Origin of the sequence: Oceanobacter kriegii DSM 6294, from assembly GCF_000422845.1 — a bacterium.
GTDB classification, from domain to species: Bacteria; Pseudomonadota; Gammaproteobacteria; order Pseudomonadales; family Oceanobacteraceae; genus Oceanobacter; species Oceanobacter kriegii.
Map to the genome: position 1 here is coordinate 685435 of NZ_KE383931.1, position 19315 is coordinate 704749.

Below are 19315 nucleotides of genomic sequence, written 5' to 3' on the forward strand. Positions count from 1 at the left end.
TATTCAAAGACTGACAAACCCGAATAGCCATTATCACGACGGACAAGCACATGACTGACACCCTGATTTCCGAGCTGTCTTCGATCATTAATACCACCGCCCAGAATGCTCAAAATACCGTAGTCGAGCTGCCTGAAAACGCCCCCTTCGACCCGCAGCAACGCCAGTGGCTAAACGGCTTACTGACCGGTTTGAGCACCATCGCCGCTGCCGCCGCAGGAGGCGAAAAAGAGGTCGCTGCAACGCCGCTGAAGGTGTATTACGGCTCCCAGTCCGGCAACTGCGAAGTGCTGTCGAAAGACCTGAAAAAATTCGCAGCGACTCAAGGCTTTGCGGCCGAGCTGATTGAGCTCGACAGCATCACACCGGCCGACCTCGCCGCCCAACAACACGCCGTTGTTATTTGCTCTACCTTTGGTGAAGGCGAGCCACCCGACAACGCTCGTAATTTCTACACCGCCCTGATGGCGGATGATGCCGCCCCTATGCCGGCAACCCTGAACTTCAGCGTATGTGGCCTGGGCGACTCCAGCTACACCCACTTCAACAAGGTCGGTTCAGATATCTACCGGCGGCTGGTCGAACTGGGAGCGACCCCGTGCCACGACCTGGTGCTGTGCGACGTTGCCTTTGAAGACGACTATGCCAGCTGGAAGGAAGGGGTCTTTCAATCGGAAGCCTTCAGCAATGCGGCTGGCGCTGCAGCGGCACCCGCTGCGAACGACAGCGATAACGAGCCCAAATACACCAAGAACAACCCGTTTATTGCCAACCTGATCCACACTGAAAATCTCAGCGGTTCAGGCTCTGCCAAGCGGGTAAACCACATCGAAATCTCTCTTGCCGGTGGCAGCGAAGACGTTGAGTACCACGTTGGTGATGCACTCGGCGTGTGGCCACTGAACTGCGCGGAAGAAGTCAGCGAATTGCTGTCGGTAGCGGGTTTCAGTGGCAAGGAAGTGGTCAGCCTGAAAAGCGGCCAGGCCAGCTTGCGCGTGCTACTGCAAAGCAAGCTGGATATTCACACCGTCAACGCCAAATGCCTGGAAACCTGGGGCCTCGACAGCGCTCCCGAGGGCTTTCAGGTATGCGATGTGATCAATGAACTGAAACCAAACATCGACGCGCAAACCTTTGTTGACGGCTTGCGCGCTCTGCAACCCCGCCTTTACTCCATTGCCTCCAGCCCGAAAAAGCACCCGGGAGAAGTACACCTGACGGTTGGCGAAGTGCACTACGACCTCAACGGCAAAGCCCGCAAAGGCGTGGCATCCACCTGGCTGGGCGACCGCTTGCAGGCCGGTAGCAACATCGGCGTTTACATCCAGTCATCCGAACACTTCCACATTACCGCCAACGACGAAGCGCCCGTCATCATGATTGGCCCCGGCACCGGCATTGCGCCGTTCCGGGCATTTCTGGAAGAGCGCGAAATGCGCGATGCCAAAGGCAACAACTGGTTGTTCTTCGGCGACCAGCATCAGGCGGAAGATTTTCTCTACGAAGAGGAAATCAAAGCCTGGCAAGACAGCGGTGTACTCACCAACACCAGCCTGGCGTGGTCACGAGACGGCGACCAGAAAGTCTACGTCCAAACCCTGATCAAAGAGCAAGGTGAGGAATTTTTCCAATGGCTGGAAAGCGGTGCCTACATCTACATTTGCGGCGATGCCTCACGTATGGCCGCCGATGTAGATAAAAGCATTCGGGAAGTGATTATGGAGCACGGTGCGACAGATGCCGCCGGTGCTGACGCTTACATGGACAAGATGATCAGCGAACACCGTTATCAGCGGGATGTGTACTAAGAAAATTAAAAAAAACGGCGGCTCGGGAAACCCGAGCCGCCGTTTTTAATGGCCAGTAAAAAGAGCTGCTTAGTTCTCTTCACACCATACGCGGGCGTTGCGGAACATACGCATCCAGGCGCCGTCTTCGTCCCACTCGCCCGGAACATAAGAGTTCTGGATGGCACGGAATACACGCTCAGGGTGCGGCATCATGATGGTCACACGACCGTCATTGGCAGTCAGACCAGTGATACCCTGCGGCGAACCGTTAGGGTTCAATGGGTACTGCTCAGTCTCCTTGCCGTAGTTGTCGACGTAGCGCAGTGCAATCTGGCCAGCAGACAGCTCAGCGATGTCATCTTCAGAACCGAATTCCGCACGACCTTCACCGTGAGCCACGGCGATTGGCATACGAGAACCGGCCATGCCAGCGAAGAACACGGAATCGGACTCCTGAACTTCGACCATGGCAACACGGGCTTCAAACTGTTCGCTCATGTTGCGAACAAAGTGTGGCCAGTGCTCGGCACCCGGAATCAGCTCGTGCAGGTTGGACAGCATCTGACAGCCGTTACAGATACCCAGAGCGAAGGTGTCTTCACGCTCGAAGAAAGCCTTGAACTGACCGCGCGCCTGTTCGTTGAACAGGATCGACTTGGCCCAACCTTCACCGGCGCCCAGTACGTCACCGTAAGAGAAACCGCCACAAGCGATCAGACCGCGGAAGCCTTCCAGAGTCACAGCGCCAGACAGAATGTCGCTCATGTGAACGTCAACGGTGTGGAAACCGGCACGGTCGAAGGCCGCTGCCATTTCGATCTGACCGTTTACGCCCTGCTCACGCAGGATAGCCACTTTAGGCGCGTCTTCGGAAGAAGAAGCAGGCAGATCAGCGCAGATGTCTTCGTTGATATCGAAGGTCAGCTCAGCGTGGATACCCGGATCTTCGGCATCCAGCAGCGCATCAAACTCCTGCTGGGCGCACTCGGCGTTGTCACGCAGGGCTTGCATGCGGAAGCTGGTTTCAGTCCAGGCACGCTGCCAGTTAACGCGGGATTCGCTCAGGAACTCTTCGTCCTGGAAGCTGAAAGTAATCTGGTCGTCTTCGTTTGGCGCACCAATCACGGCGGTGCAATCGCCCAGACCAGCGGCTTCAAACTGAGCCAATACTTCTTCCAGATCGTCACGACGAATCTGCATCACCGCACCCAGTTCTTCAGAGAACAGTGCAGCCGCCAGCTCTTCCTGAGAGTCGGCCAACAGGTCCATGGAAATATCCAGACCTGCATGACCAGCAAAGGCCATTTCCACCAGCGTGGCGAACAGACCACCGTCGGCACGGTCGTGGTAAGCCAGCAGTTTGCCGTCAGCGTTCAGGCCCTGAACCACAGCAAAGAAAGCTTTCAGGTCTTCGGCATCGTCCAGATCCGCAGGCACGTCGCCCACTTGCTGGTACACCTGTGCCAGACAGGAGGCACCCAGACGGTTCTGGCCACGCCCCAGGTCAACCAGGATCAGCTCAGAAGCTTCATCTTTCTTCAGTTCTGGCGTCAGTACCTTACGAGCGTCAGTCACTGGGGCAAAGCCAGTGATGACCAGTGACATTGGCGCAGTAACGGCCTTGTCTTCACCACCGTCGTTCCAGCGAGTCTTCATGGACATAGAGTCTTTGCCCACCGGAATGGTCACTTGCAGCTCAGGACACAGTTCCATACCCACAGCTTTCACAGTGGCGTACAGTTTTTCGTCTTCGCCTTCGTGGCCAGCCGCACACATCCAGTTGGCAGACATTTTGATGTCAGCCAGCTTCTCGATAGGAGCAGCCGCCAGGTTAGTGATGGCTTCGGCCACCGCCAGACGACCGGAAGCTGGAGAATCCAGCAGGGCCACTGGAGTACGCTCACCCATCGCCATGGCTTCACCAGCGAAGGTGTCGTAGGAAGACGTGGTGACTGCCACGTCGGCCACTGGCACCTGCCAAGGACCCACAAACTGGTCACGGGCCACGGTACCGGTAATGGAGCGGTCACCAATGGTGATCAGGAACGACTTGCTGGCCACAGTAGGCAGCTTCAGTACGCGATCAGCGGCTTCGGCAAGATCAATACCGGCAGACTCAAACGCTACAGCGTTGGTCTTACGGGTTTCAGCAGTACGGTGCATGCGCGGTGGCTTGCCCAGCAGTACTTGTAAAGGCAGATCCACCGGGCTGTTGCCGAAGTGTTCGTCGGTCACAGTCAGGTGTTCTTCTTCGGTGGCGTAACCCACAACGGCGTATGGCGCGCGTTCACGGGCACAAATCGCATCGAAGGTTTCCAGGTCTTCCATGGCCACCGCCATGACGTAACGCTCCTGGGATTCGTTCGACCAGATCGCCAGCGGGCTCATGCCAGGCTCGTCGTTTGGTACGTTACGCAGCTCGAATTTACCGCCACGACCACCGTCGGAAACCAGCTCAGGGAAAGCGTTGGAAATACCGCCTGCGCCCACATCGTGAATAAAGGCAATCGGGTTTTCATCGCCCAGCTGCCAGCAGCGGTCGATCACTTCCTGACAACGACGCTCCATTTCCGGGTTTTCACGCTGAACGGAAGCAAAGTCCAGATCGGCGTTGGACTGACCGGAAGCCATGGAAGAGGCAGCACCGCCACCCAGACCAATCTGCATCGCCGGGCCACCCAGTACGATCAGTGCTGCGCCAACCGGGATGTCACCCTTCTGTACGTGCTCGTCACGGATGTTGCCGTAACCACCAGCGATCATGATTGGCTTGTGGTAACCACGCACTTCGCCGTCGTGGGCCAGTTCGAAAGTACGGAAGTAACCGCACAGGTTCGGACGACCGAATTCGTTGTTGAACGCCGCACCGCCCAATGGGCCGTCGATCATGATGTCGAAGGCAGACACAATGCGATCCGGCTTGCCGTACTGGCTTTCCCATGGCTGTTCGAAGCCCGGGATTTTCAGGTCGGACACGGTGAAGCCGGTCAGGCCTGCTTTTGGCTTGGAACCACGACCGGTTGCGCCTTCGTCACGAATCTCACCGCCGGAACCGGTCGCCGCACCTGAGTGAGGGGCAATCGCAGTCGGGTGGTTGTGCGTTTCTACCTTCATGAGGATGTGCATATCCTCTTCGTGGTAGGTGTACTGACGGCTGTCAGGGTTCGGGAAGAAACGGCCAGTCTTGTGACCCGTGATCACAGAGGCGTTGTCTTTATAAGCAGACAGAATGTTGTCGCTGTAACACTCGTAGGTGTTCTTGATCATCTTGAACAAGGACAGGTCCTTGTCTTCGCCATCAATGGTCCAGCTGGCGTTGAAGATCTTGTGACGGCAATGCTCGGAGTTGGCCTGGGCGAACATCATCAGTTCAACGTCGGTCGGGTTACGACCCAGCGCCTGATAGTTCTCGAACAGGTAATCCACTTCGTCGTCGGCCAGCGCCAGACCCAGAGTCTTGTCGGCTTCTACCAGTGCGTCACGGCCACCGGCCAGAATGTCGATGGTAGACAGTGGTGCAGGTTCCGCGTGGGAGAACAGATTGGCGGCTTCAGCAGTATCAGCCAGTACGGTTTCCACCATACGGTCATGCAGAACTGCCGCTACCGCAGCGCGGTCTTCAGCCGTCGCGCCTGTTACGTAGTAAGCGATACCACGTTCCAGGCGATCCACCTTGGCCAGACCACAGTTGTGGGCAATGTCAGTCGCCTTGGAAGACCAAGGGGAAATGGTGCCGAAGCGAGGGATCACCAGGAACATTTCGCCATTTGGCTCCTGACGCTCGGCTTTGGGTCCGTAACGCAGGATGCGTTCCAGCACCAGCAATTCGTTGTCAGCCAGATCTTCCTTCAGATCGGCGAAGTGAACGAACTCGGCGTAAACGCCGGTTACTGAAGGCACAGAGGCCTGCAGTTTGTTCAGGATTCTGGATTGACGAAATTCAGAAAGCGCTGGTGCGCCGCGCAGCTCAAGCATTGTGCCTTGACTCCGAAGGGGTTGGGCCGTCGAGTTCAGCCGACAGGGGATAGCCAAAAAATGAGGCGGAATGATACTGAAAACTGCCTTTAATAGCCACCGAGGACCGGCAGGCGAAAGGCGTTCTTTTTGGTCGGTTGCTGGTGTTTTGCTGCATTTTCACGACAGTTTAAGCAACATGCACGATGACCATTCGGTCAGGTTCTTGCCATAAACCTGAGCCAGCAACTGGCTAAAAACCAGACAAAAGGTGAATGGCCAAGATCGGCCATCAACGTAAATTTCGCAGTGATGCGATGGGAACAGGATCTCAGAATGAGCAAGGAAACAGTCTGTTGAACAGCCCCTGCCCGTTCAATAATTGACCAGACGAAACTTTTCCGTCATATTCCGCGCCGCCTGAGCAGGGAGCCGCTCGGCCGATTTGTACGCTGGCACGTGTCATCTTTTTTTACGTCATCGATACAAAAAGACAATCAGGAACGGAAGCCGCATGACCTCTGGGTTTACACGCCCATAGTGTACGGCAAGGTCGTTTTTTACTACCGACTGAGCTGAACAGAACCGAACTTTGAATGAGTTCCAGCTAAACTCAACCAAGTACCGACAAGCACTGCCCGGCCCTCTCGCAGGTGGCCTGGACGCGCTGCCGGGCGATACGCTGCGGCTTTTAACGTCATTCAGAATTGCAATGCCGCTGACGTTGAGTAACGTCGGCAGGCTTCTTAAAATAGACAAAAGAATCAATAACCCGTTGATTCATCTATAATTACTGAAAACGACCATACGGTCGTTAGTCACACGTACACGGAGGAGTGACAACATGCTGCGTAAGTCAGTCAAACTGCTGACACTGCTCGCGACGATCGTTGCCTGCCTGGCAACCGTCACCGCCAGTGTACGGCCATCGAAGCTGGAAACCGTAAAAATGCGCGGTTACATCACGGTGGTAACCCGCAACAGCCCAACCACCTATTTTGAAGATCGCGGTGGTAAGACTGGCTACGAATACGAGTTGGCGCAGTCGTTCGCCGACTATCTGGGTGTTGAATTACGCCTGAACGTGGCAGATTCCATTGGTGAAATCTATCAGCAGTTAGAAACTGGCGAAGCGGACATTGCCGCTGCTGGCCTGACCCAGACCGACGAACGCCAGCGCTGGTTCCGCTACGCAACGCCGTATCAAACCGTCAGCGAGGTGGTGGTTTACAAGCGCGGTACCCGCAAGCCCCGGGAACTGAGCGAACTGCCGGGCAAGATGATGATTGTGACGGCCAACTCCAGTCATTCATGGACCTTGCGTCAAACCCAGGCAACAGAACTGCCTTCCCTGAGCTGGAGCGAGTCCGCCGATCTTGACGTCACCGACCTGCTGCACATGGTCGAAACCGGCGAAATCGACTTCACCCTGGTCGACTCCAACGAATTCCGACTGTTACAGGCCTACTTCCCCAACGTTGGCACTGGCATCACCCTGAGCCATGAAGAATCCCAGGCATGGGCTCTGCCAATGTCGGCCGACCAGTCATTGCTGGAGCAGACCAACCAGTTCTTCAGCGAGCGTCGCACCCGCCAGCAGCTGGCAAATTTGAATGAACGCTATTACGGCCATCTTGGTGAGCTCGATTACGTTGGTGCCAAGCGCTTCCTGCGTCAAACCAGCCGCAAGCTGGACGACTACAAACCGTATTTCCAGAGTGCCGCTGAAAAGCACAGCTTTGACTGGCGCCTGCTGGCGGCCATGGGCTATCAGGAAAGTCACTGGAATCCAACCGCCACCAGCTTTACCGGTGTGCGTGGTTTGATGATGCTGACACTGGGCACCGCCAGCGATCTGGGTGTCAGTGACCGTCTGGATGCCGAACAAAGCATCCGTGGTGGCAGTGAGTATCTGGCTGGCCTGCGTCGTCGACTGGGAAGCCAGGTTGCCGAACCGGATCGCACCTGGATGTCGCTGGCGGCCTACAACGTTGGCTATGGTCACTTGCAGGATGCTCGCCGTCTGACGTATGAAATGGGCGGTAATCCAAACCTGTGGCGCGATGTGAAAGACAGCCTGCCATTGCTGAGCCAGCGTCGCTATCACAAGAACACCCGTCACGGTTATGCCCGTGGCCACGAAGCCGTCGACTATGTTCAGAACATTCGCCGCTACTACGACGTGCTGGTGTGGAATGAAGAACAGGCAACAGCCGTGGCCGAGCAAAGCACGGAAGCGGAAGTTCAGCTCTCCCAATCCATGACGGTCATCCCACCACTGCTGTAAACACAGTTAAAATTGGCCAGAGTCGGCCTGCTCTGTGTCCGAACTACTCAAGACCTGCTGAAGAGCCTGTCATCAGGAACCGGTCGGCGGCACCGCCTGCTTGAGGCGCTTCTTGGCCGCTCGTCGGGCGGCAAAAAACTCAGACAATACCGCCCCGCACTGCTCGGCCAGTACGCCCTTTTCGATGGCCAGCGTGTGGTTGAAATAGGGTTGTTTGGGCAGTTCAATCGCACTTTCGATCACACCGGCTTTGGGCTCTGTCGCGCCATACACCAGTCGTTCAACACGGCCATGAATGATGGCACCAAAGCACATGGTGCATGGCTCCAGCGTGACGTACAAAGTACAGCCACTAAGACGGTAATTACGCAAGGTTTGCGCAGCCTCCCGAATGGCCAGCATTTCCGCGTGGGCACTCGGGTCCAGTCGGGTAATTGGGCCATTGCAGCCGGTCCCGACTACCCGCTGTTCATACACCACCACGGCACCTACTGGCACTTCGCCGGCTTCCGCCGCCTGCCGGGCCAGTTGCAACGCCAGCTCCATGGCTTGCTGGTCGGTTTCTACCGGCTGCCCCAACATGGGATTGATCAAATCGTTTGGCACTGACTGTTATCCGCCAGACTTCTTCACGGTAAAACCGCGCTTGGTCAGTTCAGCCACCAGCAAGTCTCGCTGTTCGCCCTGAATTTCAACCACGCCGTCTTTCAAAGCACCGCCCGTGCCGCACTTTTTCTTCAATTCCTTGGCCAGGGTTTTCAGCTCGGCACCGACCAAAGGGATGCCGGTTACCAGGGTCACAACCTTGCCACCGCGGCCTTTGCTCTCGCGGGATACACGCACAATGCCGTCACCCTGAGGAGCCTCGGGCTGACCGCACATACAGTCGTCGATGGGATTGCTACATTCCGGACAGGCGCGTCCGAATTCGGTGGAATAGACCAGTCCACCACTGTTTTTCTTGCTCATAGCTGACCTCGTTTTCAGGCCGCCAACGCTATAACAAAAGCCCGCTATCGGCAATCACGTTGCTAGCGGGCTTCTATTGGAGACACTAGCCAACGATCGGTATGGTAAAGGTAATGGTCGTTCCAGACCCAAGCACACTGCTGATGTCGAGCGAGCCGCCGTGATTCATCATCACGTTAAAGGCCACGGTCAGGCCAAGGCCTGTACCCTTGCCAATTTCCTTGTTGGTGTAGAATGGATTGATGGCACACGCCAGAACTTCAGCATCCATTCCCTCGCCAGAATCTTTCACCACCACCTGCACCTTGTCGTCGAGCTGCGCCGCTGCAATTTCGATACGCCCCTCGGCCGGGATGGCATCACGGGCGTTGTCCAGAATATGGCGGAATGCCAGACGAATCTGGCCGGTGACACAGTCGACCTTGGGAATGCCGGACATATTAATATCCAGCCGAATCCGGTCGTCTTCTTCCAGTTTCAGTTCCGTGACCGCCTGCTGCATCAGCTCGAACAGATCCGCAGTGCGTTTGGCCTGCCCCTCCTGAATGGCAAAGGTTTTGAGTTCGGCGACAATATTGCGCACCCGCTCCAGGCTGGATTGCGACGCCTTGACCAAATCAGGGGCATCTTCGCGCACGAAGTCCAGATCGATTGCTTTCCGCATGGTCGACAACGACTGCCGAATGGCTTCATCGGTGATGGTGCTTTCAATCAGCTGGAACTGGTCGGCCAGCTCAATCAGTTCGGTGGTGTATTCACTCAGAGTGGCAATATTGCTGTAAACCACCGCAACCGGGTTATTGATCTCATGCGCAATACCCGCCGCCAAATGCCCCAGTGACGCCATACGCTGGGCTTGCAGCAGCAGTTGTTGCGTGCGTTGCAGCTCATCAATACTGGTTTGCAACTGGCTGTTGCTGTCTTTCAGCTCTTTGGTGCGGGCTCGGACTTTTTCTTCCAGCTTGTCGTTCAGATAGCGGGCCCGTTTTTCCGCCTGTCGGCGACGCTGCATTTCAATTTCGATCGAGGCCAGCAAGCTGTTGATTTTGGCAACCAGGTCTTCCAGCTCGCGCAGGTTGCTGTGATCTTCGAGTGTGGTTGTGAGGGAGTTTTCAGGATTCAGACCGCGAATTTTTTCCGTCAGATTACGCAGTGGCGATACCAAACGCAGTCGCAATACAAATACCAGTACCAGCGCCAGTACCACGGCCCTGGCCACTTCGATGGCTGAAATTACCGCCGCACGACTGTGGAAGTCGCGCTGAGCCAGTCGTTTGTCTACCCACACTCGCAAGGTGCCAATTTTTTCCAGACCGTCGCTGGTATAGGTGGTGCCCATCAGCCCTGTTTCATAAGCGCCGATGTAATCGGGTGGCTGCAGCAGTTCTTCGGAGGGCATGCCGCGGTGCTGGATATAGCCAGATAGCTCGTCTTCTACTTCCACCGCAATGATGCTCTCGTTCAGCATGATGCCTTCGAACATCGCCTGAATGGCTTCGCTGTGGTACTGCTGCAGGGCCAGCGACAGCTGACCGGATTGATGATGGAGCACATTGTTAAGATCCGAGTGAAACTTCTCCTGCCCCTGTTGATAATCCAGCCGCAACTGTATGGCGCTGAATAACACGCCAAACACGACGCTGAATAGCAGGACATAAAGCGTCAACTTGCTTTGAATGGTCGGAGACTGCGAACTCACAATGGCTGGGACCCGAACAGGAAACTTCACCTGAGTATAGTCAGCCATTCCGGGCTTGCAGTGAAATTAGGGAGGTGTCGGGATAGTAAAGGCAAGCCGTCTTGTTCAGAGGGTCCCTAGCGGCAACGCACTGCGGTCGACAATACGACGCATCACAAAGCTGGAATGCACACCCGACACCCCTTCAATACGGGTAATGGTACCCAGCAATAACTGCTGAAAGTCTTCCATGTCCCGCACAATCACTTTCAACATATAGTCGGCCTGCTGGCCGGTAATCAGGTAGCACTCCAACACTTCCGGGCAACCATTCACGGTGCGCTCGAAAGCTTCAAAGCGCTCTGGCGTGTGCTTATCCATGCTGATGTGAATCATCGCCAACAGGTTAAGCCCCAGTTGGCGGGCGTTGACATGGGCACGGTAGCCTTCGATCAGACCGCTGTCCTGCAAGGCTTTGACCCGCCGCGAACAGGGCGACGGCGACAGACCCACACGGTCTGCCAGTTCCAGATTCGACAGCGATCCATCGCGCTGCAATAAGTCCAGAATACGTCGGTCGGTGCGATCCAATTGAACGGGTTGCTGGCGGCTGTGGTCAGACATATTTCTGCTCTCTCAAGCGAGGTTCAGCACACAGCTTGCCACGCAAAAACACCGAAGAGCAATTTAATTCTATAAATCTTACATTTATGGCAATAAAACACTTAACACCCCAGTAATCAGGGGCAACTTCACAATCATTCACCCGTCGTTTGTGGCTAGTATTATCACCATCGAAGCAAACCGAACCTATTGCGGAAGAACAGAACCATGTCCAACAGTAAATACTCCAACGCCGGCTTTCAGCCAGCCAAGTACCGTCGCTTTCCGGTGATCAACAAGCGTGATCGCCGTTGGCCAGACCAGCAGATCCAGCAAGCGCCAATCTGGTGCTCTGTCGATCTGCGTGACGGTAACCAGGCACTGATCGACCCAATGACGGTCGAGCAGAAAAAGGCGATGTGGAACCTGCTGCTGAACATGGGCTTCAAGGAAATCGAAGTTGGCTTCCCGGCCGCCTCCCAACCGGACTTCGACTTCGTCCGCTGGTTGATTGAAGAAAACCAGATTCCCGACGACGTCACCATTCAGGTTCTGGTTCAGGCTCGCAACGAATTGATTGAACGTACTTACGAATCCCTCGACGGCGTTCGTCGCGCAGTTGTACACGTGTACAACTCCACCTCTCCGGTGCAGCGCAACAAGGTATTCGGCCTCGACAAGCAAGGCATCATCGACATCGCTCGTCAGGGCGCTGAAAAAGTGTTGCAAGTGTCCCGTGACTACCCGAACACCGAATGGACGTTCCAGTATTCACCGGAAAGCTTCTCCAGCACCGAAGTCGACTTTGCAGTAGAAGTCTGCAACGCCGTTATCGACACCTGGAAGCCAACACCGGACAAGAAAGCCATCATCAACTTGCCAGCCACGGTTGAATCGGCCATGCCGAACGTCTTCGCCGACCAGATTGAATGGTTCTGCGACAACGTTAACAACCGCGAAAGCATCACCGTCAGCATTCACACCCACAACGACCGTGGTTGTGGTGTAGCGGCTGCTGAAATGGCCCTGTTGGCCGGTGCCGACCGTATCGAAGGCACCTTGTTGGGTAACGGCGAACGTACTGGCAACATGGACATCTGTACCATGGCGATGAACCTGTACAGCCAGGGCATCGATCCGGAATTGGATATCTCCATCGCTGACGACATCATCAGCACAGTGGAAGCCTGCACCAACATCAAAACGCACCCGCGTCACCCATGGTTGGGCGAACTGGTTTACACCGCGTTCTCTGGCAGCCACCAGGACGCCATCCGCAAGTGTTTGGCCAAGCAGTCTGACGACGAGCATTGGGACGTGGCTTACTTGCCAATCAACCCGGCAGACATCGGTCGTAACTACCAGTCCGTGATTCGGGTTAACAGCCAGTCCGGTAAGGGTGGCGCGTCCTACCTGTTGGAAAACGAACTCGGCGTTACCTTGCCACGTTGGGTACAAATTGAATTTGCCCAGCCGGTACAGAAATTGGCCGAGCAGAAAGAAGGCGAATTGAGCACCGACGACATCGTCAAAGTGTTCCGCAAACAGTTCATGACCAGCCACGGTGAATTGCAGCTCGACAGCTACTCGCTGGAAGGCCAAGGCCACCAGCACACCGTACGTGCTGCGATTAACGATGGTGCCAACATCATCAACATGGATGGCCACGGTAACGGCGCCATCAGCGCCTTCACCGACGCGGTACTGCGCGCCATGGGTGTAAACGTGCAAGTGGTACAGTTCGACGAACAAGCCACCAGCGAAGGCTCCGATGCCGGTGCCATGGCCTTCATCCAGGCTAACATCAACGGCAAGCGCTACACCGGTGCTGCCGAAGATGCTGATACCCTCAGCGCCAGCATGAACGCCGTATTGGCCGTCGTGAACCAGGCCCTGGCGGACAAATAACAGCAACGTATAAGCGTTGGTGAACCGCACCAACAAAAGCCGCGACCGGGAAACCGCTCGCGGCTTTTGTTTGTCTGGGGGTCTGGGGTCTGGGGTCTGGGGTCTGGCCAATATTTTGGGAGAGAGCTTGCTCTCGATAAACACAAACCATCGGCAGCAAGCTACCTCCTGCAGCTTGCCGTAGGTCGGATAAGCTTGCGCCATCCGACAAGAGCACAGTAAACGGGCAACGTCAGATGGCAGCCGCTTCGCGTCTTTATCTGACTTACAACCTTCCTACCGACTCCCGAGGCTACGCGCCCCGCTCACTCCCGACTCCCGACTCCCGACTCCCGACTCCCGACTCCCGACTCCCGACTCCCGACTCCCGACTCCCGACACTATTGTTCCAAAAAAAACCACAAGCTGTTTCGTTAGACCAAGGTCGTCCCTTCCATGCCATACATTTTGTACAACAACCCGTACCATCAGTCTCGATTTGCCACAAATAATTAACAAAACAAGCCAGTCACTCTTTCAACGTGGGCTGGCGTGTGTCGAACAGAGAGATTCCCATGGCCGATACTCAACGCATGGCTTGCCAACAGCTGCAATCCCGAATCATGACCGCCGCCGAGGCCGCCGAGTTAATTCCCGCCGGTGCCACCGTCGGCATGAGTGGCTTTACCGGTGCCGGTTACCCCAAAGCCATCCCGGCTGCGCTGGCCAGCCGTATCGGCCGACTGAACCAGCAAGGCGGTGACAAATTCCGCATCAATATCTGGACCGGTGCGTCCACCGCGCCAGAGCTGGATGGCGAGCTGGCCAAGGTTGATGGCATCAACATGCGCTTGCCGTTCCAGACCGATCCGATCTGCCGCGACAAGATCAACAAGGGCGAGATGGAATACACCGACCTGCATTTGTCGGAAGTTTCGCAGTACGCCTGGTCGGGTTTTTTGGGCAAGATGGACATCGCCGTGATCGAGGCCACGGCCATTCTGGAAGACGGTCGTCTGGTGCCTTCGTCATCGGTCGGCAACAACAAAACCTGGATAGAGCAGGCCGATAAAATCATCATCGAGGTCAACCACAAGCAACCGGCCAAATTGGAAGGTATGCACGATGTGTATTACGGCACTGCACTGCCGCCGCATCGCAAGCCGATTATGATTACCGACCCGTCCGAGCGCATTGGCGAGCAGTACCTGCACTGCCCGCTCGACAAGGTGATTGCGGTGGTCGAAACCAACGCTGGCGACCGTAACAGTCCGTTTAAAGCGCCGGATAATGTGTCGAAGCGCATCGCCGATCACATCATCAACTTCCTTCACGAAGAGATCGAAATTGGTCGACTGCCGCGCACCATGCTGCCGATTCAATCCGGGGTCGGCAATATTCCCAATGCCGTGCTGGAAGGGCTGAACGCCGGGCCGTTCAAGAACCTGACCGCGTTCACCGAGGTGATTCAGGACGGTATGCTGAAAATGCTCAAGTCCGGCACTCTCGCGGTGGCTTCAGCAACCTCGTTTTCCCTGAGTCCGGATGGCATGGAAGACTTTGAAGCCAACATCGACTTCTACCGCGACAAGATCATCCTGCGCCAGCAAGACATCAGTAACCACCCGGAGCTGATTCGCCGTCTGGGTGTGATTGCCATGAACGGCCTGCTGGAAGCCGATATTTACGGCAACGTGAACTCCACCCATTTGATGGGCACCCGGATGATGAACGGCATCGGCGGCTCGGGAGATTTCGCCCGCAATGGTTATCTGTCGATCTTTGTGTCGCCATCCACCGCCAAAGGTGGCGCTATCTCGTCGATCGTGCCAATGGTGTCGCACGTTGACCACACCGAACACGACGTCAAAGTGATTGTGACCGAGCACGGCTTGGCCGACCTGCGTGGCCTGTCACCGCGTCAGCGCGCAGAGAAGATCATCAACCACTGCGCCGATCCTGAATATCGCCCGATGCTGCTGGATTACCTGCAACGGGCCGAAGCCAGCGGTCGTGGTATGCACACGCCTCATTTACTGAACGAAGCGCTGAGCTGGCACCAACGCTATGAAGAAACCGGCTCGATGAAGCAGTAACTGCCCCAGGAATTTTGCTGAACCACATTTCCCCTCCGTGGTTCGGCAAGACGGTGCCTTAGCGCTTCAGCCTGTGGGGCGTGTGAGATACCAAACCTTGGCCGGAATACCTTGCTGCTCAAAAAAGCCCAACCAGCTTTTTTGATTGGCTTGCAAGGTATCTCCCGGCCCTTTTATTTCGATCAACTCAACCCCGTCCTCATCATCAAACCAGATCAAATCTGGCAAGCCGGTTTTACGCCGACGCAAATCCCCTAACATGCGTTCAAAAATAGCGTACCAGTGGTCGTCCGATATTCTCTCCAGTGCCAACGCCAAACAGCCCCCTTCGACTGCGGACTGCAAAAAGCCCCAATACACAAACGGGTTGGCAGTTCCGGCATGAGCGGCTGTTACCTCAGCCAGAGTATGCTTCCACTCGCCGCTTTTGATCGAACCCAGTATCCGCTGAATGACTGCCTGTCGGCTGTCAACAAATGATTCGTCGTACAGGTCATCTGGTCGAACCTGAAACGGGTGATAGAAAGCCCCGGGAATCGGCGCATAAACAGCGTCCCAGAACAGCAGACCAAACAGCGACGAAAACAGCGCATTTTCAACGTAAAAGCCTGTGCCCTCACGCTCACCAGGCAGACTCTTTTGCTCGCTTTGAAGCAAATGCAAAGCCACTGCTTCGATCGAAGCGCCCTCCGCCAACTGCTGCAAACTGCCTTCTGGCAGGGTCGTTTTCTGCTCTTGCCACAAACAAGGGGGGGAATACCAGGACGGCAGAGCCTGCTTCAGTTGCTTGGCCAATCGAGGTACAAAGCTTTCCAGAAAGCGCTGCTCTTCCTCGTTAACCGGCGATTGCCAGCCAGACTCCGCCAGCGCCATGGCATGATCAGGCTGATGTTTGGCCAGAATACGAATCTGACGCTCCAGCGACGGATGACGCCGTACCTGACGGTAGATAGATAAAGCGGCATCGGTTTCGTCGAGTCGCTCCAGCTGGCGGGCGATGTTCAATAACTGCCGGTCCACCCGACGGGTAAGCACTGCGTCCGAAGCATCACGGGGATAGGCTTTAGCCAAAGCCTGTAACGCATCCGCCGACATCGACTTCAAGGCGTCCGGGTCTTCAGGCATCAACTGGTAATAACCAAGATGGCGTTCGATTTGCGCCCGGCTCTGAAACGCCCTGGCTGCTCCGTCGATATCCACGTCAGGATAACGGTATACGCCCAGATCACGCAGTACGAACTCGGTCAGGCTTTGGCGCAAATTACCGAAGTAGAGCAACTGGCACAGCGCCATGGCTTGCTCTACTGCTGGCAACAAAACCGCCAAGGGCTCTGCAGGTTGCTGCGGAATGTCACCGGACAGCAGCGCCTCTTCAATCCAGCCATCCAGCGCTGCGCGTTTCCACTGTTTGCAGCCTTTCGGCAGCGCGACCTGCTCAGGCAGCCAGGCCAACAGCTCCGGCTTACTGAACAGGCCCAGCCAGTCGGTCACTGCCAACGAGTCTGCCGTTGTGCGTTGAATCAATTCAGCTTCAGCCAATTGAATCGCCAACTCATCAATGCCATCCAGCTCGGCGTAGCGCAGTTTCGACAACCGGAACACTCTGCCCTTGCGACTGTGCATTCGCACGAATAAAGCACGAGCCTGATCCGGCAGCGATTGCAGCGCAGTCAGAATGCGGTCTTCGTTGTCCGTCAGTAAATCCCGATAGCGGGCAATCACATCCCGCAACAGGGCATCGAAATTATCGAGGTAGTAAAACGGCGGTAGCTCAACGGTTGCGTTGGCTTCTGAAGCGGAGCTGATTGGCGATTCAGGCATGGTAGCAGGCGGGTTGTTTGGCATAACAATCATCATACCGAAAACCCACCGCAGAGCGCCAAGCGCTGGTAAATGCTGCTGTTGATCTTAAAGATCAGACACTGTTCTTGCGTCAGACAAACAGCTCAGACAGCCAGCGATCGATCGCGATAGAGTCCCCGGCCATATCGGAGCCATAAGCCGTCGCTTCTGTACGGGCGTTAGCGTTACCAGTTACCGGAATCATAGTCGTCTGTGAATTCTCAGCCGCCTGAGTGAACCCTCGGCTTGATGGCAACACTTCCGTCAGCAGCAATCGATGCGATACCTGCGGCGGAAAATAACCGGCCATGGCATCATCGCTTGCTGGCCTGTCATTCCAGCCCGGATAGGCATCAGCCTCTGCCAGATACACCAGGGAAAACGCCATCTTGCGCGCATGTAAGTGGTCACACACAACCTGAGCCTGAATCAGTGCCCTGGCTCCGCATGCAACCACCTGCACCTGACTGGCACAGTTGCCACGCAAACACACGGCCCCCTGCTCAATCAGCTCATTGGCTTGAGCGTGTGATAAGGCAAACGAGGACGAGCATGACGGCGCATGAATCACGTGAACCGCGCCAAATTCTCCCAGACAATGCCTGACTGCCGTCAGCACGGATTGAGTGTCCGGCACCCAGAACGAACGCACTGCAGGCTGCGACATGTCAGAGTCTGACAAGGCTATACTCGTGTCAGAGCCATCGGCCGTCACCACAATTGGAATCCCGGCCCAGCAAGGCACATCTCCCGCCTGGGAAATCCAATGAAGTTGCTGTGTTAGCGATTTAAGCAACGGCTGTAACCGATGCAGCCTGTGTGGTTCCAGCGTCAGCAGACTGATGCCGGAGCGGGATGCCAGGCAACGGCTAAAGGCTGCCACTTCGGCGTTTTCCAATACCCTGCCCGAGAGTTCCAATCCATGTGCTGCTGTTAAATCAAAGCCAAAATGAGCGCCATGATAATTGGCGGGAAAACGTTCGCTGAATAACGGAAACGCCAGTTCGTGCGTCAAGTTGAAGACCTGAGCAGGTACCCTGGGGTTCACCTCGGCGGTATCGGCAAAGTAGTGATCCAAAGCGCCTTTCCAGTCCGAAGCAGGCTCATCACGACCGCTCATCTGCCATTGTGTGGAAGGCCGGGTCACCGTCACCATGTCGTTCAGAAAGCGACGACGGGGCAATGCCGACCAATCGGGCAGTCCGCTCAGTGCAGAGGCAATTGCATCCGGCTCAGTTATTTCGAGCTCGTTCTTATCAAAAGCACCGAGCATGGGTAATTCCAACAGGCCTGTGCCAGCAAGCTCGGCTTCCAGCAATTGAGCGGCCAGAATGCCGAGGTCGTGGGCCTGAATAGCAGAATGACTGTGGCTTGAATCGCCTATACAGATAGCAACGGCAGCGCCTTTGCGGCTACTCTTTGAGGTTGTACCAGTATGGGCCCGCGCTTGCCCGCCTTCCGCCTGACAGTTTTGATGCAGTACATAACTGTCGTTTAACTTCTGCCTTAGATGCTCGGTATCGTCCGATGCCAACCACCATACCCGCTGGCTTTCTGCCAGAACCGGAAACTGCCATTCCGCCCCCTGCTCGACCAAACAAATGCTCGGCTGGTCTGGTGCAATCCATGGCCCGGCACTGCAATGACTGAACGTGTCGCTACCGAACGACTGTAAGAACTGCTGCCAACCCAATACATCCAGCGTGAATGCCGGGCGCCCGGGCAGAGGTCGCTGCGTCAACAACTGCCACACTTCCAACACAGGTCCCAGCGCTGCGTCTTCAACCAGCCAGATCCGATTGGCCGGCGCCAGTCGGTTCAGCAGAAAACGTACCGCCACCATGGATGAAAGCCGTTGCAGTTGCTGGTCGTCGGTCAATGAATTAGAAGTGGCCGTTGATAAAGAGGCCGCCTGACGTTGTAAGTCTTGCAACAGTACCGACGCACTGCCCGCCAATGCGATGATATCAACCAGAGTATGAGCTACCTGCTTGGGCGATGCTGGATGCCCTGCCCGATTCAGCAAGGCGCACAAAGCATCGACGCTGGCGACCGGCACCAGCAGCTCGCCCAGACCGTGATCTGATGATGTAAATTCGTGCTTTAACAGGCCCATATCGATGTCCGCCAACCGTGATAATTTCAGCATAGAGGCGTGTTCGTGCTGCCCCCTTGCCGTGTATCAAAAAGCCCGGATTAATATGGATGA

At 55.8% G+C, this 19315-nt stretch carries 11 protein-coding genes; 4 read left to right on the forward strand and 7 right to left on the reverse strand.

Translation table 11 applies throughout. From position 1 onward, the window contains the following. The first annotated feature begins 50 nt into the window (after positions 1–50). Positions 51–1808 (forward strand): diflavin oxidoreductase, encoded by a 1758-nt coding sequence (locus G516_RS0116405; RefSeq protein ID WP_051219524.1) that lies wholly within the window; start codon positions 51–53, stop codon positions 1806–1808. Positions 1809–1877: 69 nt separating this feature from the next. Here the strand turns inward: G516_RS0116405 and purL are convergent, their stop codons facing one another. Beyond that, positions 1878–5765 carry a phosphoribosylformylglycinamidine synthase gene (purL, locus tag G516_RS0116410; RefSeq protein ID WP_028294558.1) on the reverse strand — a complete coding sequence of 1296 codons (3888 nt, stop codon included), beginning with the start codon at positions 5763–5765 and terminating at the stop codon, positions 1878–1880. An 823-nt stretch (positions 5766–6588) separates the two neighbouring features. Here purL and mltF point away from each other — a divergent pair. Next, positions 6589–8031 (forward strand): membrane-bound lytic murein transglycosylase MltF, encoded by a 1443-nt coding sequence (mltF, locus tag G516_RS0116415; protein WP_028294559.1) that lies wholly within the window; start codon positions 6589–6591, stop codon positions 8029–8031. A 72-nt stretch (positions 8032–8103) separates the two neighbouring features. On the opposite strand, the gene tadA is transcribed toward mltF, so the two are convergent. From tadA to G516_RS0116435, 4 genes are all read right to left on the reverse strand, one after another. After that, the gene (tadA, locus tag G516_RS0116420; RefSeq protein WP_456090132.1) at positions 8104–8637 is read right to left on the reverse strand and encodes a tRNA adenosine(34) deaminase TadA; all 534 of its coding nucleotides are present in this window, start codon (positions 8635–8637) and stop codon (positions 8104–8106) included. A gap of 6 nt (positions 8638–8643) precedes the next feature. Beyond that, a complete protein-coding gene (locus G516_RS0116425) occupies positions 8644–9000 on the reverse strand; it encodes a translation initiation factor Sui1 (RefSeq protein ID WP_028294561.1) in 357 nt (118 codons plus the stop codon). Positions 9001–9085: 85 nt separating this feature from the next. After that, complete coding sequence (locus G516_RS0116430) at positions 9086–10747, reverse strand: sensor histidine kinase (RefSeq protein WP_028294562.1); 1662 nt, start codon at positions 10745–10747, stop codon at positions 9086–9088. Between the two features lie 57 nt (positions 10748–10804). Then, on the reverse strand, positions 10805–11302 hold the full coding sequence (locus G516_RS0116435) for an Lrp/AsnC family transcriptional regulator (protein WP_028294563.1): 498 nt from the start codon (positions 11300–11302) through the stop codon (positions 10805–10807). 207 nt (positions 11303–11509) lie between these two features. Here G516_RS0116435 and G516_RS0116440 point away from each other — a divergent pair, with 207 nt between their 5' ends. Beyond that, on the forward strand, positions 11510–13189 hold the full coding sequence (locus tag G516_RS0116440; RefSeq protein WP_028294564.1) for a 2-isopropylmalate synthase: 1680 nt from the start codon (positions 11510–11512) through the stop codon (positions 13187–13189). Between the two features lie 554 nt (positions 13190–13743). Continuing rightward, a complete protein-coding gene (locus G516_RS0116445; protein ID WP_028294565.1) occupies positions 13744–15264 on the forward strand; it encodes an acetyl-CoA hydrolase/transferase family protein in 1521 nt (506 codons plus the stop codon). A gap of 66 nt (positions 15265–15330) precedes the next feature. On the opposite strand, the gene G516_RS0116450 is transcribed toward G516_RS0116445, so the two are convergent. Next, entirely contained in the window at positions 15331–17121 is a 1791-nt protein-coding gene (locus tag G516_RS0116450) for a VRR-NUC domain-containing protein (RefSeq protein ID WP_028294566.1), read from the reverse strand. Positions 17122–17197: 76 nt separating this feature from the next. After that, positions 17198–19255 (reverse strand): hypothetical protein, encoded by a 2058-nt coding sequence (locus G516_RS0116455; RefSeq protein ID WP_028294567.1) that lies wholly within the window; start codon positions 19253–19255, stop codon positions 17198–17200. Positions 19256–19315 lie beyond the last annotated feature (60 nt).

Bases quoted from the DNA above. Each gene is read 5' to 3' on its own strand.
- G516_RS0116405 (WP_051219524.1), top strand. From the start codon at position 51: ATGACTGACACCCTGATTTCCGAGCTGTCTTCGATCATTAATACCACC.
- purL (WP_028294558.1), bottom strand. From the start codon at position 5,765: ATGCTTGAGCTGCGCGGCGCACCAGCGCTTTCTGAATTTCGTCAATCC.
- mltF (WP_028294559.1), top strand. From the start codon at position 6,589: ATGCTGCGTAAGTCAGTCAAACTGCTGACACTGCTCGCGACGATCGTT.
- G516_RS0116425 (WP_028294561.1), bottom strand. From the start codon at position 9,000: ATGAGCAAGAAAAACAGTGGTGGACTGGTCTATTCCACCGAATTCGGA.
- G516_RS0116430 (WP_028294562.1), bottom strand. From the start codon at position 10,747: ATGGCTGACTATACTCAGGTGAAGTTTCCTGTTCGGGTCCCAGCCATT.
- G516_RS0116435 (WP_028294563.1), bottom strand. From the start codon at position 11,302: ATGTCTGACCACAGCCGCCAGCAACCCGTTCAATTGGATCGCACCGAC.
- G516_RS0116440 (WP_028294564.1), top strand. From the start codon at position 11,510: ATGTCCAACAGTAAATACTCCAACGCCGGCTTTCAGCCAGCCAAGTAC.
- G516_RS0116445 (WP_028294565.1), top strand. From the start codon at position 13,744: ATGGCCGATACTCAACGCATGGCTTGCCAACAGCTGCAATCCCGAATC.
- G516_RS0116450 (WP_028294566.1), bottom strand. From the start codon at position 17,121: ATGATGATTGTTATGCCAAACAACCCGCCTGCTACCATGCCTGAATCG.
- G516_RS0116455 (WP_028294567.1), bottom strand. From the start codon at position 19,255: ATGCTGAAATTATCACGGTTGGCGGACATCGATATGGGCCTGTTAAAG.